The organism is Streptomyces sp. NPDC000134, from assembly GCF_042899225.1.
Lineage (GTDB): Bacteria > Actinomycetota > Actinomycetes > Streptomycetales > Streptomycetaceae > Streptomyces.
The window spans coordinates 46,954-60,768 of record NZ_JBIAZN010000020.1; the positions used below are offsets into that span (position 1 = coordinate 46,954).

The 13,815-nt window shown below is 72.7% G+C and carries 13 protein-coding genes and 1 pseudogene; 7 read left to right on the forward strand and 7 right to left on the reverse strand.

Features of this window, described 5'->3' with window-relative positions; all coding sequences use genetic code 11:
* Positions 1 to 93 precede the first annotated feature (93 nt).
* Entirely contained in the window at positions 94 to 1,248 is a 1,155-nt protein-coding gene (locus ACFY32_RS26655) for a cystathionine gamma-synthase (protein WP_359199909.1), read from the forward strand.
* A 163-nt stretch (positions 1,249 to 1,411) separates the two neighbouring features.
* On the opposite strand, the gene ACFY32_RS26660 is transcribed toward ACFY32_RS26655, so the two are convergent.
* From ACFY32_RS26660 to ACFY32_RS26670, 3 genes are all read right to left on the reverse strand, one after another.
* Positions 1,412 to 1,660, reverse strand: coding sequence for a hypothetical protein (locus ACFY32_RS26660; RefSeq protein ID WP_359199911.1), 249 nt, complete (start codon positions 1,658 to 1,660; stop codon positions 1,412 to 1,414).
* 24 nt (positions 1,661 to 1,684) lie between these two features.
* Positions 1,685 to 2,194 carry an RNA polymerase subunit sigma-70 gene (locus ACFY32_RS26665; RefSeq protein ID WP_359199914.1) on the reverse strand — a complete coding sequence of 170 codons (510 nt, stop codon included), beginning with the start codon at positions 2,192 to 2,194 and terminating at the stop codon, positions 1,685 to 1,687.
* Positions 2,195 to 2,374: 180 nt separating this feature from the next.
* Positions 2,375 to 2,878, reverse strand: coding sequence for a MarR family transcriptional regulator (locus tag ACFY32_RS26670; protein WP_359200065.1), 504 nt, complete (start codon positions 2,876 to 2,878; stop codon positions 2,375 to 2,377).
* A gap of 162 nt (positions 2,879 to 3,040) precedes the next feature.
* On the opposite strand from ACFY32_RS26670, the gene ilvA reads away from it, so the two are divergent.
* The 3 genes from ilvA to ACFY32_RS26685 all read left to right on the forward strand — a co-directional run bounded on the left by ilvA (position 3,041) and on the right by ACFY32_RS26685 (position 6,348).
* The gene (gene ilvA / locus ACFY32_RS26675) at positions 3,041 to 4,270 is read left to right on the forward strand and encodes a threonine ammonia-lyase (RefSeq protein WP_359199917.1); all 1,230 of its coding nucleotides are present in this window, start codon (positions 3,041 to 3,043) and stop codon (positions 4,268 to 4,270) included.
* 231 nt (positions 4,271 to 4,501) lie between these two features.
* Positions 4,502 to 5,545, forward strand: coding sequence for an ATP-binding cassette domain-containing protein (locus ACFY32_RS26680; protein ID WP_390675443.1), 1,044 nt, complete (start codon positions 4,502 to 4,504; stop codon positions 5,543 to 5,545).
* Entirely contained in the window at positions 5,542 to 6,348 is an 807-nt protein-coding gene (locus ACFY32_RS26685; RefSeq protein ID WP_359199923.1) for an ABC transporter permease, read from the forward strand. The genes ACFY32_RS26680 and ACFY32_RS26685 overlap by 4 nt, the downstream gene beginning before the upstream one ends.
* Positions 6,349 to 6,477: 129 nt before the next feature.
* Here ACFY32_RS26685 and ACFY32_RS26690 read toward each other — a convergent pair whose 3' ends face one another.
* Complete coding sequence (locus tag ACFY32_RS26690) at positions 6,478 to 7,755, reverse strand: vanadium-dependent haloperoxidase (protein ID WP_390675444.1); 1,278 nt, start codon at positions 7,753 to 7,755, stop codon at positions 6,478 to 6,480.
* Between the two features lie 242 nt (positions 7,756 to 7,997).
* Here ACFY32_RS26690 and ACFY32_RS26695 point away from each other — a divergent pair.
* Positions 7,998 to 8,093, forward strand: a pseudogene (locus ACFY32_RS26695) (ABC transporter permease); the annotation flags it as partial.
* 85 nt (positions 8,094 to 8,178) lie between these two features.
* Here the strand turns inward: ACFY32_RS26695 and greA are convergent.
* Together greA and ACFY32_RS26705 are read right to left on the reverse strand one after the other, a co-directional pair.
* Positions 8,179 to 8,676, reverse strand: a complete 498-nt coding sequence (greA, locus tag ACFY32_RS26700; protein ID WP_359199929.1) for a transcription elongation factor GreA — start codon at positions 8,674 to 8,676, stop codon at positions 8,179 to 8,181.
* Positions 8,677 to 8,844: 168 nt separating this feature from the next.
* Entirely contained in the window at positions 8,845 to 9,243 is a 399-nt protein-coding gene (locus tag ACFY32_RS26705) for a DUF4307 domain-containing protein (protein ID WP_390675445.1), read from the reverse strand.
* A gap of 151 nt (positions 9,244 to 9,394) precedes the next feature.
* Between ACFY32_RS26705 and mca the strand changes: the two genes are divergently transcribed.
* Together mca and ACFY32_RS26715 are read left to right on the forward strand one after the other, a co-directional pair.
* On the forward strand, positions 9,395 to 10,276 hold the full coding sequence (gene mca / locus ACFY32_RS26710) for a mycothiol conjugate amidase Mca (RefSeq protein WP_359199934.1): 882 nt from the start codon (positions 9,395 to 9,397) through the stop codon (positions 10,274 to 10,276).
* On the forward strand, positions 10,269 to 10,529 hold the full coding sequence (locus ACFY32_RS26715) for a hypothetical protein (RefSeq protein WP_359199936.1): 261 nt from the start codon (positions 10,269 to 10,271) through the stop codon (positions 10,527 to 10,529). The genes mca and ACFY32_RS26715 overlap by 8 nt, the downstream gene beginning before the upstream one ends.
* Before the next feature lie 79 nt (positions 10,530 to 10,608).
* Here the strand turns inward: ACFY32_RS26715 and ACFY32_RS26720 are convergent, their stop codons facing one another.
* Positions 10,609 to 13,812 carry a tetratricopeptide repeat protein gene (locus ACFY32_RS26720; protein ID WP_390675446.1) on the reverse strand — a complete coding sequence of 1,068 codons (3,204 nt, stop codon included), beginning with the start codon at positions 13,810 to 13,812 and terminating at the stop codon, positions 10,609 to 10,611.
* Between the last annotated feature and the right edge of the window lie 3 nt (positions 13,813 to 13,815).

Below are 13,815 nucleotides of genomic sequence, written 5' to 3' on the forward strand. Positions count from 1 at the left end.
ACAACCCCGCCGGGGCCGGTGCCCGCCGGGGCCGGTGCCCGGCGGGGCCGGTGCCCGGCGCGAACCGGCCCCGGCGCACTACGCTCGGGGTCCATGAGCGACAGGCACATCAGTCAGCATTTCGAGACGCTCGCGATCCACGCGGGCAACACCGCCGACCCGCGGACGGGCGCGGTCGTCCCGCCCATCTACCAGGTGTCGACCTACAAGCAGGACGGCGTCGGCGGCCTGCGCGGCGGCTACGAGTACAGCCGCAGCGCCAACCCGACCCGTACCGCGCTGGAGGAGAACCTCGCCGCGCTGGAGGGCGGGCGCCGCGGCCTCGCCTTCGCGTCCGGACTGGCGGCCGAGGACTGCCTGTTGCGCACGCTGCTCAGCCCCGGCGACCACGTGGTCATCCCCAACGACGCCTACGGCGGCACGTTCCGCCTCTTCGCCAAGGTCGCCGCCCGCTGGGGCGTGGAGTGGTCGGTGGCCGACAGCGCCGACCCCGCCGCCGTCCGGGCCGCGCTCACCCCGAAGACCAAGGCCGTCTGGGTGGAGACCCCCTCCAACCCGCTGCTCGGCATCACCGACATCGCCGCCGTCGCCCAGGTCGCCCACGACGCCGGGGCCCGGCTCGTCGTCGACAACACCTTCGCCACGCCGTACCTCCAGCAGCCGCTGGCCCTCGGCGCGGACGTCGTCGTGCACTCGCTCACCAAGTACATGGGCGGCCACTCGGACGTCGTCGGCGGTGCGCTGATCGTCGCCGACCCCGCCCTCGGTGAGGAACTGGCGTTCCACCAGAACGCGATGGGCGCGATCGCCGGGCCCTTCGACTCCTGGCTGGTGCTGCGCGGCACCAAGACCCTCGCGGTGCGCATGGACCGGCACAGCGAGAACGCCACCAAGGTCGCCGACATGCTCACCCGGCACACGCGCGTGACGAGCGTCCTGTACCCCGGGCTGCCGGACCACCCCGGGCACGAGACGGCCGCCAAGCAGATGCGGGCGTTCGGCGGGATGATCTCCTTCCGGGTCGAGGGCGGCGAGCAGGCCGCCGTCGAGGTGTGCAACCGCGCGAAGGTGTTCACCCTCGGCGAGTCCCTGGGCGGTGTCGAGTCGCTGATCGAGCACCCCGGCCGGATGACCCACGCCTCCGCGGCCGGTTCGGCCCTGGAGGTCCCGGCCGACCTGGTACGCCTGTCGGTGGGCATCGAGAACGTCGACGACCTGCTGGAGGACCTGCGGCAGGCCCTGGGCTAGCCGACCGGTACGACGGACGGCCGGCCGACCGGTACGACGGCGGCGGCCGGACCGGCGCCGGAGCGGGCTGTCCGCCGGGCGGGCCGTGGGCGCCGGGCCGGTCGGGCGCCGGCCGGCGCCGGATCAGCCGGCCGCTGTTCACCGGCCGGACAGCGGCCGGTGTTCACCAGCCGGTCGAAGGCGGGGTCGTCTCCGAGGGCGGGCGTGCCCACGGCTGGACGGTCAGCGCCCACACGGTGAACGCCACGGCCGCCGCGAGCAGCAGCAGCCACAGCACACGGCGGGCCAGGGCCCTGCGGCGCAGCACGCGGTCGCCGCGCCGGACGGCCTGCGCGCACAGGTCGGGCGGCACCCGCGGCGGCGACTGCTCCATGAGCCGCCGCGCCGCCGCCTCCCGCTGTGTCCGGTTCACATCCGCCTCCCCGCCCCGGTCCGGTCAGCCTCCCGACACCGCGCCCCACGCCCGCGTGGGCGCCGGCACCGGGACCGGCGGCGGGTGGAGGAGGATCGCGACGGCACGGTCGCAGACCGCCCTGACGCGCTCCGGGGCGAGCCCCAGCAGGGCCGCCGCCTGCTCCTCGGCGACCCCCTCGTACAGCCGCAGCACCACGACCAGGCGCTCCTGCGGGGCGAGGGCGGCCAGCGGACCGGCGGGCCGGTGCCGGGGGCGGCCGAAGCCGCCCCGGTGCTGCCAGACCTCCCGCGCGAAGCGGGCGGCCAGGTGCCGGCGGGCACAGTCGTACGGGTCCTCGCCGCGCAGCCGGTCCCACCCGGCGTAGGTGTGGGCCAGGGCGAGCGTCAGCAGCCGCCGCGCACGCGGATCGTCGTCCGGCGCCTCGGCCGTGAGCAGGGTGGCGGCATGCAGCAGCCGCCCTGCCGCGCCCGCGACGAACGCCTCGAACTCCCGGGCCCGGCGGGCCTCCCGCGACGCCTGCCGTCCGCGCACCGCGCCTCCCGCGTGAAGGCGATCCCACCCGCTCTCATATGAGGCCAGGGGCCCGCCACCGGTCAAGGGCCGGGAGGACATCGGTACTCGCGCACGCGCGTGTACGCGTGCGCGAGAAAAGAAGCAGGATCAGGAGGCACGCGTGCGTGCGCGGGGGTGGAGCGGGGGGGTGGAGCGGGATCAGGAGGCGGAGGACCCGTCCGGGCCGGCCCCCTGCGGGGCCATACGGGCGGACAGGGCGCCGTTGAAGCGCGTGAGGAGCGCGCAGAACGCCTCGCGCTCCTCCGGCGCCCAGTCGTGGGTCAGCTCGGCCATCAACTGACGCCGGGAGGAGCGCACCTCCTCAAGGCGCGACACCCCGCGCGGGGACAGTTGCAGGACGACGGCCCGCCCGTCCTCGGGGTGCGAGGTCCGCTTGACCAGTCCGGTGTCGACGAGCGGGGCGACCTGCCGGGTGACCGTCGAGGAGTCGATGCCCATGCTGGAGGCGAGGGCCTTGACGCCCATCGGGCCCTCCTTGTCGAGGCGGTTGAGCAGCAGATACGCGGCGCGGTCCATGGAGTTGCGCACCTGCCCGACGCCGCCGAGCCGGGTCTGTTCGGCACGGCGGGCGAACACCGCTACCTCGTGCTGGAGCGTGTCGAGGAGACCGGGTTCACCGGCGGTCGTCATGTCCATCGACATTTCAGGTGTTGTGGGCATGGCCGGAGGCTCACTTCGTGGAGGGCTGCTGGTTGGGGGACAGGGTACGCGGCCCGGCGGCGGGGCGTACCGGCGCTGCGCAAAGCCGGTCTCGGACGTTGGTCGCCACCGTCGCCGCCCGCCGTGAACTGCGATGCTGGTGTCATGAGCTACGGCACGGCTGACTCCTTGCGGTCCGTCACCCTCGACGACGTGCGGGGAGCCCAGAAGATGCTCTCGGGCGTGGCGCGGGTGACCGCCATGGAGGGCAGCAGGCACCTGTCCGCGCTGGTCGGCGCCCCGGTGCTGCTCAAGTGCGAGAACCTCCAGCGGACGGGCTCGTTCAAGCTGCGCGGCGCCTACGTGCGGATCGCCGGGCTGCTGCCGGAGGAGCGGGCCGCCGGTGTGGTCGCGGCCAGCGCGGGCAACCACGCGCAGGGCGTGGCCCTGGCGTCGTCGCTGCTGGGCGTGCGGGCGACGGTGTTCATGCCGAAGGGCGCCCCGCTGCCCAAGATCAGCGCGACCCGGGAGTACGGGGCCGAGGTGCGCCTGCACGGCCAGGTGGTGGACGAGACGCTGGCCGCCGCGCAGGAGTACGCGCGGCGGACGGGCGCGGTGTTCATCCACCCCTTCGACCACGCGGACGTCATCGCGGGGCAGGGCACCGTGGGTCTGGAGATCTTGGAGCAGTGCCCCGAGGTCCGCACGATCGTGGTGGGCGTCGGCGGCGGGGGACTGGCGGCCGGGATCGCCGTCGCGGTGAAGGCGCTGCGGCCGGACGTGCGGGTGGTGGGCGTGCAGGCGGAGGGCGCCGCGGCGTACCCGCCGTCGCTGGCGGCCGGGCGGCCGGTCTCGGTGGAGCGGCCCGCGACGATGGCCGACGGCATCCGGGTGGGGCGGCCCGGCGACGTGCCGTTCGGGATCGTCGGCGCCCTGGTCGACGAGGTCCGCACGGTCAGCGAGGACCATTTGTCCGCGGCGCTGCTGCTCTGCCTGGAGCGGGCCAAGCTGGTGGTGGAGCCGGCCGGGGCCAGCCCCGTCGCGGCGCTGCTGGCCGAGCCCGGCGCCTTCGCGGGGCCGGTGGTGGCGGTGCTGTCCGGGGGCAACGTGGACCCGGTGCTGATGCAGGGCGTGCTGCGGCACGGTATGGCCGCGCAGGGCCGCTACCTGGCCGTACGGCTGCGGCTCACGGACCGGCCGGGCGCCCTCGCCACGCTTCTCGGGGTGTTGTCAGTGGTCGACGCTAACGTCCTGGATGTGAGCCACGTCCGGACCGACCCACGGCTCGGGCTCACGGAGGCGGAGGTCGAACTGCATCTGGAGACGAAGGGCCCCGAGCACTGCGTCGAGGTCGGCCGGGCCCTGCGGGACGCGGGCTACACGGTCATGCGCTAGGGCGCTGAGTACCAGGCGCCAAGCGCTCGCGGGGCGCGGGCGCGGGCCCGGTGCCGTGCCGTGGGCCGGGGGCCGCGACGTCACTCGTTCGAGGAAGTTCGTTGTGACACACGATACATCGCGATATGGTGTGTCGAGCGTCACCGCACGGCGGGCCGTCCGACGGAGCAAGCGGGACGGGCACCGCGTACCTAGGCTTTTCGAAGAATCCCCGAAGACGTGGAGACTCATATGCCAGGCGCCATCTACGCCGAAGGTCTGGTGAAGACCTTCGGCGACGTAAGGGCTCTGGACGGCGTCGACCTCGATGTCCCCGAGGGCACCGTCCTCGGTCTGCTCGGGCCGAACGGCGCGGGAAAGACCACCGCCGTCCGCTGTCTGACCACCCTGCTGCGCCCCGACCGCGGCAAGGCGGTCGTCGCGGGCCTGGACGTGCTCAAGGAGCCGGACGCCGTCCGCCGCTCCATCGGCCTGTCCGGCCAGTTCGCGGCGGTCGACGAATACCTGACCGGCCGGGAGAACCTCCAGATGGTCGGCCGGCTCTACCAGATGCGGGCCAAGGCGGCCAAGCGGCGGGCGGCCGAGCTGCTGGAGCAGTTCCATCTCGCCGACGCCGCCGACCGCCCCGCCAAGACGTACTCCGGGGGCATGCGCCGCCGGCTGGACCTGGCCGCGGCGCTCGTCGTCTCGCCGCCCGTGATGTTCATGGACGAGCCGACCACCGGCCTCGACCCGCGCAACCGCCAGCAGTTGTGGGAGGTCATCAAGGACCTGGTCTCCGGCGGCACCACCCTCCTGCTCACCACGCAGTATCTGGAGGAGGCCGACCACCTCGCGCACGACATAGCGGTCGTCGACCACGGCCGGCTCATCGCCCGGGGCACCTCCGACCAGCTCAAGGCCCGCACCGGCGGCGAGCGCGTCGAGGTCGTGGTGCACGAACGCGAGCACCTGGCCACCGCCGCCGAGGTGCTGCGCGGCTTCGGCAAGGGCGAGACCACGGTCGAGGGGCACATGCGCAAGCTCACCGTCCCCGTGACCGGCGGCGCCAAGCTGCTCGCCGAGGTCATCCGCGAACTGGACGGCCGGGGCATCGAGATCGACGACATCGGCCTGCGCCGCCCCACCCTCGACGACGTCTTCATCTCCCTCACCGGCCACCTGGCCGAGACGGAGACCGGGACCGGGACGGGGACCGCGACGGAACCCGGCACCGAGCCCACCGCCGGAGAAACCGGCAAGACCGGCGACGCCGGGAAGGAGACGACGAAGTGAGCGCCACCACCGACTCCCTGGTCATCGCCCGCAGGAACCTGATACGGATGACCAGGATTCCTGAGATGCTCCTTTTCGGGGTCATCCAGCCTGTTATGTTCGTCGTCCTCTTCACGTACGTTTTCGGTGGCTCGATGAGCGTCGGCGGGAACACCGACCCGGACGTCTACAAAAACTTCCTGATGGCGGGCATCTTCGCGCAGACCGTCACCTTCGCCACCGCCGGATCGGCCGCCGGCATCGCGGACGACATGCAGAAGGGCCTCGTCGACCGCTTCAGGTCCCTGCCGATGGCACGCGGTGCCGTACTGACCGGCCGGACCGTGGCGGACCTCGTGCAGACGTGCATCACGATGCTCGTCCTCGCGATCGTGGCGTTGATCGTGGGCTGGCGCACCGGGTCGGCTGAGCCGACCAACGCAGCAAGAATCCTCGGCGCCTTCGGCCTGCTGCTCCTGCTCGGGTACGCCTTCACCTGGATCGGTGCTCTGATCGGCCTGTCTGTGCGTACGCCCGAGGCGGCCACTTCGGGCGGCATCATCTGGCTGTTCCCGGTGACGTTCATCTCGAACGCGTTCGTCGACTCCAGTCAGATGACTCCCTGGCTGCGGCACATCGCCGAGTGGAATCCGTTCAGCGCGACCGTGCAGGCGGCGCGCGAGCTGTTCGGAAACCCGGGCGTCATACAGTCCGACGCTTGGCCCATGCAGCATCCCGCTTGGGCCTCGCTGATCTGGTCCGTCGTGATCATCGTCGTTTTCCGGACGCTTGCGGTGCGCAAGTACCGAGCGGTCGACCGGTAGACGCCGGCCTGCTGTTCGTTTGCGTATGGCCCGGAGCTGCCCCTGATTCAGCTCCGGGCCGTACAGCGAAGTGCGCAGCTCCATATGACAGTTCGAGACCGAGAACGGTCCTGGTGGGGCGAGGCTCGCTCACGCGTGCAGGAAGTACCGTCTCAGTGACCACGCCGCCACCCGTTCTCCCACGGCGTTGCCGACGACGTCCGCGGTCCTCGTGTGGATTCCGGCCCATACGCGGGCGTCGATGACGTCGCGGTTGTAGTCCTCGGCGTACTCGTAGTGCCGCGTGGCGGCGGTGCCGACGGACGAGATGTTGAGGTCGACCCGGGAGGTGCCGAACAGCCCTTCCAGGGTCCGCATCAGCGCTCCCGACCACGTGGCGTGCCCACTGAGGTAGTCGGGGTGTGCGGGCGTGGGCAGCAAGGGCTCCCACGTCGGGTCCGCTCTGGTCGCCGGATTGCCGTCGGTGTCCGCCTCGCGGATGGCGGTGATGGGCCGCCATCTGGCGTAGTGGAGCTTGGCGTCCCAGGCGGCGATCAGCGCGTCCGTCATGACGGTGTTCGTGGCGGCGTACAGACGGGCCGTGTCGGTGATGTCGAAAGAGTGCCGTGCGGCGTGGTCGCCCAGCGCCTGCTGGATCTCCACCCGTGCCACGAACACCGCCGTCTCCGTCTGCCGGGCGCTGCGGCGCGAACCGGTCCTCGCGCCGTACGCTTTGACCTCCGCCAGGTCGCGTGCGTACCGCGCCGAGGTCAGTCCTGGCGGCGGTCCGGGGCGGAACCGGCTGGGTGTATCCATGAGGAACGGGCGCAGCCGGCCGATCCACGCCGTCGTGAAGCTTTCGTGATCGGGCGGCGTCGGCCGCCACACCCCGGGCGCCGGCCGGGGTGTGAACGGCACGGAGGCATCTCGTCCGTCGTTCGCGCGCAGCGTCATGATGTGCTTCGCCGCCCGCTTCCCGAACGCCACTCCCGACCGTTCGGCGGGACCGTCGGGGACGTTCGCCAGCGACGCCTTCCACGCCTTCTCCAGAGCGGGCCCGGCCTTCGGGAACCCGGTCAGCAGTACCTGGTACGCGGCCGTCGCGGCCGCCGCCTGAGCCGACGCCCCGTGCGGAGCACGCGCCCGCCACCGGTAGGGGGCGTAACGGCCCTCGATGCCCACCACCGCGTTGTACATGGCCACGGTCACATACGCATGCCACACCGCCTCCTCCGGAGCGGTCAGCTCGTCCTCCGGATCAACGGTCGCGGACACCTTCTGCACCCACTCCCGGATCACCGAGGGATCGTCCTTCGGCCGCGGGGCCGCGGTCTGCGCTCCGGCGGGCTGTCCGCTCACAGCCCCCGCCAGCAGCAACGCCACCAGGACCGCCGCTCCACGTCTGCCCGCCGCTTCCCGTCTGTGCATGCGTGACCTCCAGGTGAACCCTCCGACACGGAACCGTGCCGGCTTCGATCACCATGCCGTCGAGGACGCAGTCCGCTATGCGCGTGGGACCGGGCGTACGGAAGCACGTCGCCGCGCCATAGTGCGCCCGCACGCCGGGGGCGCACACCAGACAGATCAAGAGAAAAGCGGTCCGGGAGGCAGGCCGGGCTCGGCTCGCACGCGTCGACCGGTACCAGTTGCGCGCCGGCACCCTCACCACGCAGCACCCCGTATGGGCCTCGCTGATCCGGCCGGTCCTGATCCTGCTGGTATTCAGGACGCTCGCCGTCCGCGAGTACCGTTCGGCGGCCGCATGACGAAGCCCCCGGCGGCACGGGGCGCCGGGGGCTCGGTCGGGGGTCGGAGGCGGCCGGCCGGTCGGACCGGCCGGCTCCGGACCCGTCAGCCGTTGTAGGGCTCGGCCTTGAGGATCTTCACCGAGGCCTTCTTGCCGTTCGGCAGCTCGTACTGGGCGTCCTCACCGACCTTGTGACCGATGACGCCGGTCCCCAGCGGGGACTGCGGCGAGTAGGTCTCGATGTCGGAGCTGGCGTACTCGCGGGAGGCGAGCAGGAAGGTCAGCGTGTCGTCCTCGTCACCGTCGAAGGCGATCGTGACGACCATGCCGGGGGCCACGGCACCGTCCGCGGCCGGGGGCTCGCCCACCTTGGCGGTCTCCAGGAGCTGGGTGAGCTGGCGCACACGGAGCTCCTGCTTGCCCTGCTCCTCCTTGGCCGCGTGGTACCCGCCGTTCTCCCGCAGGTCCCCCTCCTCGCGCGCCGCGGCGATCTTGGCAGAGATCTCCGTGCGCGCAGGACCAGTAAGGTAGTCAAGCTCCTCCTTGAGCTTGTTGTACGCCTCCTGGGTCAGCCAGGTGACGTTCTCGCTGGTCTGGGTCACAGGTGCTCCTCGTCGGTACTGGGAATACAAAGCATCGCCCTACCCAGAAGCATGTTCCTTCACGGAAGGGCGAAACCACGAGCCTAACAATTACGCGGCCGAAGGGGGAGGACATAAGCCACCGAAATCGCATCCGCGCAGATGAGCGGCGGTCGATCGGCGGCGGCGTCAGTCGGCGTGGCAGCCGAGCAGCTCGGCCGTGGTGCCCGGCGCCTTGGTACGGAGCGTGACGGCCCTGTCGATCCGGGTGTCGTCGCCGGAGAAGCGGAAGTCGGCGCGGCCGACCTCGCTGCCGTCCTCGGCCTGGGAGCGCAGGGTGCAGTAGCCGCTGACACCGGCGTCCTTGCGGACCTCCAGGTGCACCTCGACCGACTCCTGGCCGGCGTCGAAGCTGATCACCTCGCCGCTGATCTTGTTCTGGCCGACGTAGTGGTAGCCGAACCAGCCGATCAGCGCGAGCAGGGCGACACCGAGGACGGCACCGACGATCTTGAGCGTGCGGTCGGCCCGTTCGTCCGAGGAGCGGCCGTAGCGGCTCTCGGGGGGGCGCGTGCTCGCCGTACTCATGATCGTCCTCTCGGCAGGAGACGGGACGAACGTCCCGAAAAGGGGCCCCGAGGGAGGGCTCCGGAATTTTTCGCCCCCCGATTCGGTCACTATAGAAGCCGCCGAACGCTCCGCCAGACACCGGGGCGCCGACTTATTCGAGGATTGAGTCTTGACTGACCAGTTGCGACTGATGGCCGTCCACGCCCACCCCGACGACGAGTCGAGCAAGGGCGCGGCCACCATGGCGAAGTACGTGTCCGAGGGGGTGGACGTGCTCGTGGTGACCTGCACGGGCGGGGAGCGCGGCTCCATCCTCAACCCCAAGCTCCAGGGCGACGCCTACATCGAGGAGCACATCCACGAGGTGCGCAAGAAGGAGATGGACGAGGCCCGCGAGATCCTCGGCGTCAAGCAGGAGTGGCTCGGCTTCGTCGACTCCGGCCTGCCCGAGGGCGACCCGCTGCCGCCGCTGCCCGAGGGCTGCTTCGCCCTGGAGGACGTCGAGGAGGCGGCCGGTGAGCTGGTGAAGAAGATCCGCTCCTTCCGCCCGCAGGTGATCACCACCTACGACGAGAACGGCGGTTACCCGCACCCCGACCACATCATGACCCACAAGATCACGATGGTGGCGTTCGAGGGCGCGGCGGACACCGGGAAGTTCCCGGAGGACGAGTACGGCCCGGCGTACCAGCCGCTGAAGCTGTACTACAACCAGGGCTTCAACCGGCCCCGCACCGAGGCGCTGCACAAGGCGATGCTCGACCGCGGCCTGGAGTCGCCGTACGGGGACTGGCTCAAGCGCTGGGACGAGTTCGAGCGCACCGAGCGCACGCTCACCACGCACGTCCCGTGCGCCGACTTCTTCGAGATCCGCGACAAGGCGCTGATCGCGCACGCCACGCAGATCGACCCCGACGGCGGCTGGTTCCGGGTGCCGATGGACCTCCAGAAGGAGGTCTGGCCCACCGAGGAGTACGAGCTGGCGAAGTCCCTCGTGGACACCTCCCTCCCCGAGGACGACCTCTTCGCGGGCATCCGGGACAATGCCTGACATGAGCGCAAGCGCAAGCCTGGCAATGACGCACCTCGTCACCCTCGCCGAGGTCGACGAGGACAAGGTCACCCCCGGCGTCCTCGGCTTCATCGTCTTCGCGGTGTTGGCCGTGGCCGTGTGGGGCCTGATGAAGTCGATGAACCGGCACATGTCGAAGGTCGACTTCAAGGAGGCCGACGAACCCGGGACCGACGCCGTCACCGGCGCCGACTCGGGCTCTGCCGCCGGCAAGTCCGCACGCGGCGACTAGCCGGCCCCGACCGGTCCCCCGTTCTCCCGTCCAGGCCGATGCTCGCGGCGGCGGCGCGGCACGCGCCGCCGCGCTTCGCTCAGCCCTGCCTCGCCCCCACCTCCACCCCCATCACCTCGCGGGCGTGGCGGCTGGGGGTCATGCCGAGGTGCCACGCCTGCCAGCCGGACTCCAGTTGGACGCCGCGCTCCAGGAGGAGCCGGTACGCCTCGACGCAGTCGCCCAGTTTCCCGTCGCGCACCGGATGGCCGGCGCGGGCGAGCTGGGTCAGTTCCTCCTGGGCCACCGCCGTGCCGATCTCGACGCCGCCGGGAGCGGCGTACGGCAGCAGGGTGCAGCGCAGGAAGCGGGCCCAGTCCTCGCCGCGCCGGTCGCCGTAGGAGGCGAAGAGGGTGACGGCCTCGTCGCACAGGGCCAGTGCCTGCGCGGTACGGGCGTTGCCCGCGTCCACCACCGCCAGCTCCAGGCAGGTCCACGCCTCGCCGTGGGCGACGCCGATGCGGTGGAAGTCGGCGCGGGCGTCGACCAGGAGCTGCCGGGCGAACCCGGAGTTGCGCAGCGAACCCGTCTGCGCGGCGCGCTGGTCGCGGGTCACGCGCGCCGAGTGGTGCCGGGCACAGGCCAGCCCGTACACGTCCCGCATCCGGGAGAACATCGTCCGCGAGCGTTCCAGTTCGCGCACCGAGCGGTCCAGGTCGCCGGTCTCCTCCAGGGCCTGGCCGAGGTAGTACACCGTCCACGCCTCACCGCGTGCGTCCTCGTTGTCCCGGTGCCGGGCGACCGCCCCGCGCAGTTCCTCCACCGCCGACGAGGCGTCCCCGGCGACCAGCTTGGCGCGGGCCAACTGGGTCAGCGCCCACGCCTCGCCGCGGCCGTCCTGGGTACGGCCGTACAGGTCGAGGGCGGTGCGCAGCTCGGCCTCGGCGCGGGGCACGTCGCCCATGCGCAGGCGGAGCTGGCCGAGCTGGAAGTGGGCCCACGCCTGGCCGTGCACGGACTCGCCCGCGCGGTGCAGGACGAGCGACTCCTCCAGCAGCTCCAGGGCCTGCGCGAGCCGGGCGCGGTCGCGCTCCACCCCGGCCAGCGCGTGCAGCGTCCAGGCCCGGTCCGTGGCCAGGTCGGGGCCGGCCTGCAGGTCGAGGGCCTCGCGGAGCCGGGCGGCGGCCTCGCCGAGGTTGCCCTGGTGGTGCAGGGTGATGCCGAGCGAGGTCAGCGCCCGCGCCGCGCCCGCGTCGTGGTGGGCCTCCAGATAGAGGTCGACGACCGAGGTCAGCGTGGTGCGGGCCTGGTCCAGTTCGCCGAGCTGCCGGGCCGCGATGCCGGTGCGCCACTGCACCGAGCGGACCAGCAGGCCCTCGTCGACCTCCTGCGCCAGCTCGTTGATCTCGCCGAGCCGGTAGAGGTCGCCGCGCAGCAGGCAGTAGTCGCAGAGCGCGCCCAGCAGGTTCAGCACCGCGCCCCGCTCGACGCCCTCGGCGTGCCGGAGGGCGGCCGTGATGGAGCCGGACTCGTCGTCGAGCCAGCGCAGCGCCTCGTCCAGCGAGGTGAAGCCGTGCGGCCCGAACCGGTCGGAGCGGGTCGACATGTTGCCGTCGACCAGGCGCAGCACGGAGTCGGCCAGCTCCGCGTAGTTGGCGATGAGCCGTTCCTGCGCCGCGGCCCGCTCGGCGGCCTCCTCCTCGTCCAGCAGGCGGGCCCGCGCGAAGGCGCGGACCGTGTCGTGCAGCCTGTAGCGGCTGCCGCGGACGTGGTCGAGCAGGCCGGCCCGGGAGAGCGCCACCAGGTGCCGGGTGGCCTCCGCCTCGTCCGTGGCGAGCAGCGCGGCAGCGGCGGCGGCGCCCAGCGAGGTGCGGCCGGCCAGCGCCAGGCGGCGCAGCAGCCCCCGGGCGGTCTCCGGCTGGTCGGTGTAGCGCAGCCACAGCGCCCGCTCGACCGGGCCGAGCGGGCCGTACGCCGCGAGGTCGGCGGCCAGGGTGCGCGGTGTGCGCGGACCCAGCGAGGAACCGGCGATGCGCAGCGCCAGCGGCAGCCCCCCGCACAACTGCCGTACCTGATCGGCCGATTCGGCGTCGTACGGGCCGGAGGTGTCCTGGGCGGCGGCCGTCAGCAGTTCCTCGGCGCCCGGCCCGTCGAGCGGCTCCACCGCCAGTTGGTGCACCCGCGCGGGCAGGTCGGCGGGCAGCTCCAGGGGCCGGCGCGCGGTGACCAGGACCAGGCTGTCGGAGCGCTCGGGCACCAGCGCGCGCACCTGCGCCACGTCCGAGGCGTCGTCCAGGACCACCGTGACCGGCACGCCCGTCAGATGCTGGTGGTACAGCTCGCTGAGCCGCCTGACCTGCTGGTCCGCCGAGGACCGCTCGCGGTGCAGCAGTTGCTCGCGGGGCGCGCCCAGCCGGTTCAGCAGGTACAGCAGCGCGTCCCGGGTGGACAGCGGAGGCTCCTCGCCGCTGGCGCCGCGCAGGTCGACGACGCAGGCGCCGCGGAAGTGGTCCCGCAGGTCGTGGGCGGCGCGCACCGCCAGCGCCGTACGGCCGCTGCCGGGCGCCCCGTGCAGCACCACCACGGTCGGCCTGGTCTCCGTGCTCGCGCGGGCCGCCTGCACCCACTGCCGCAGCTTGGCCAGCTCCTGCCGCCGCCCGGCGAACGGCTCCGCCGGGTCCGGCAGTTGCCCGAAGGACTGTTCGAGGACCGACCGGCCGCGGGCCGCCGCGCTCTTGTCGGCGCCGCGCAGCTTGGGCCCGGACTTCTTGGGCCGGGCGGAGGCGGCGAGCACCCGCTGCTGGTCGAGGAAGGGCCGGATGCCCCGTACCTCCAGGGCGGTCAGCCATTGCAGGCGCAGTTGCTCGGGGCCGCCGGGCTGGCTCGCCGCGCCGGCCCGGTGGTGGGCGGCGGGCAGGTGCGAGCCGGCCACCTTCACCACGGTCGCCGCCGCGCCGGCCGTCCCGACGGCCACGCCCGCGCCGATCGCGGTGCCCGCGCCGGTGCCGAGCGCCAGGTCGGCGACGACCGCGGCGAGCGCCGCGACGGCGGCCACCAGCAGCGGGGTGCTGCCGCCCTCCTGGGCGTAGCGCTGGCGGAAGGTGAGCTGTCCGGCCGAGGTCTCGTCCAGGGCGCGGGTGTACGCCGCGTACTCCTCGGCGGCCGCGGCGGCCATCGCGTCGAGCGCGGCCCGCGCCCGGGTCAGCAGCACCCGGCCGTCCGTGCGGCCGCCCGAGCGCCGCACCTCCTCCTCCACGGCCCGCACCAGCAGTCGCTCGGCCTCCGTGCGATGACTGTCCCGCATGTC

Bases quoted from the DNA above. Each gene is read 5' to 3' on its own strand.
- ACFY32_RS26655 (WP_359199909.1), top strand. From the start codon at position 94: ATGAGCGACAGGCACATCAGTCAGCATTTCGAGACGCTCGCGATCCAC.
- ACFY32_RS26690 (WP_390675444.1), bottom strand. From the start codon at position 7,755: ATGCACAGACGGGAAGCGGCGGGCAGACGTGGAGCGGCGGTCCTGGTG.
- ilvA (WP_359199917.1), top strand. From the start codon at position 3,041: ATGAGCTACGGCACGGCTGACTCCTTGCGGTCCGTCACCCTCGACGAC.
- ACFY32_RS26680 (WP_390675443.1), top strand. From the start codon at position 4,502: ATGCCAGGCGCCATCTACGCCGAAGGTCTGGTGAAGACCTTCGGCGAC.
- ACFY32_RS26670 (WP_359200065.1), bottom strand. From the start codon at position 2,878: ATGTCGATGGACATGACGACCGCCGGTGAACCCGGTCTCCTCGACACG.
- ACFY32_RS26720 (WP_390675446.1), bottom strand. From the start codon at position 13,812: ATGCGGGACAGTCATCGCACGGAGGCCGAGCGACTGCTGGTGCGGGCC.
- ACFY32_RS26705 (WP_390675445.1), bottom strand. From the start codon at position 9,243: ATGAGTACGGCGAGCACGCGCCCCCCCGAGAGCCGCTACGGCCGCTCC.
- ACFY32_RS26715 (WP_359199936.1), top strand. From the start codon at position 10,269: ATGCCTGACATGAGCGCAAGCGCAAGCCTGGCAATGACGCACCTCGTC.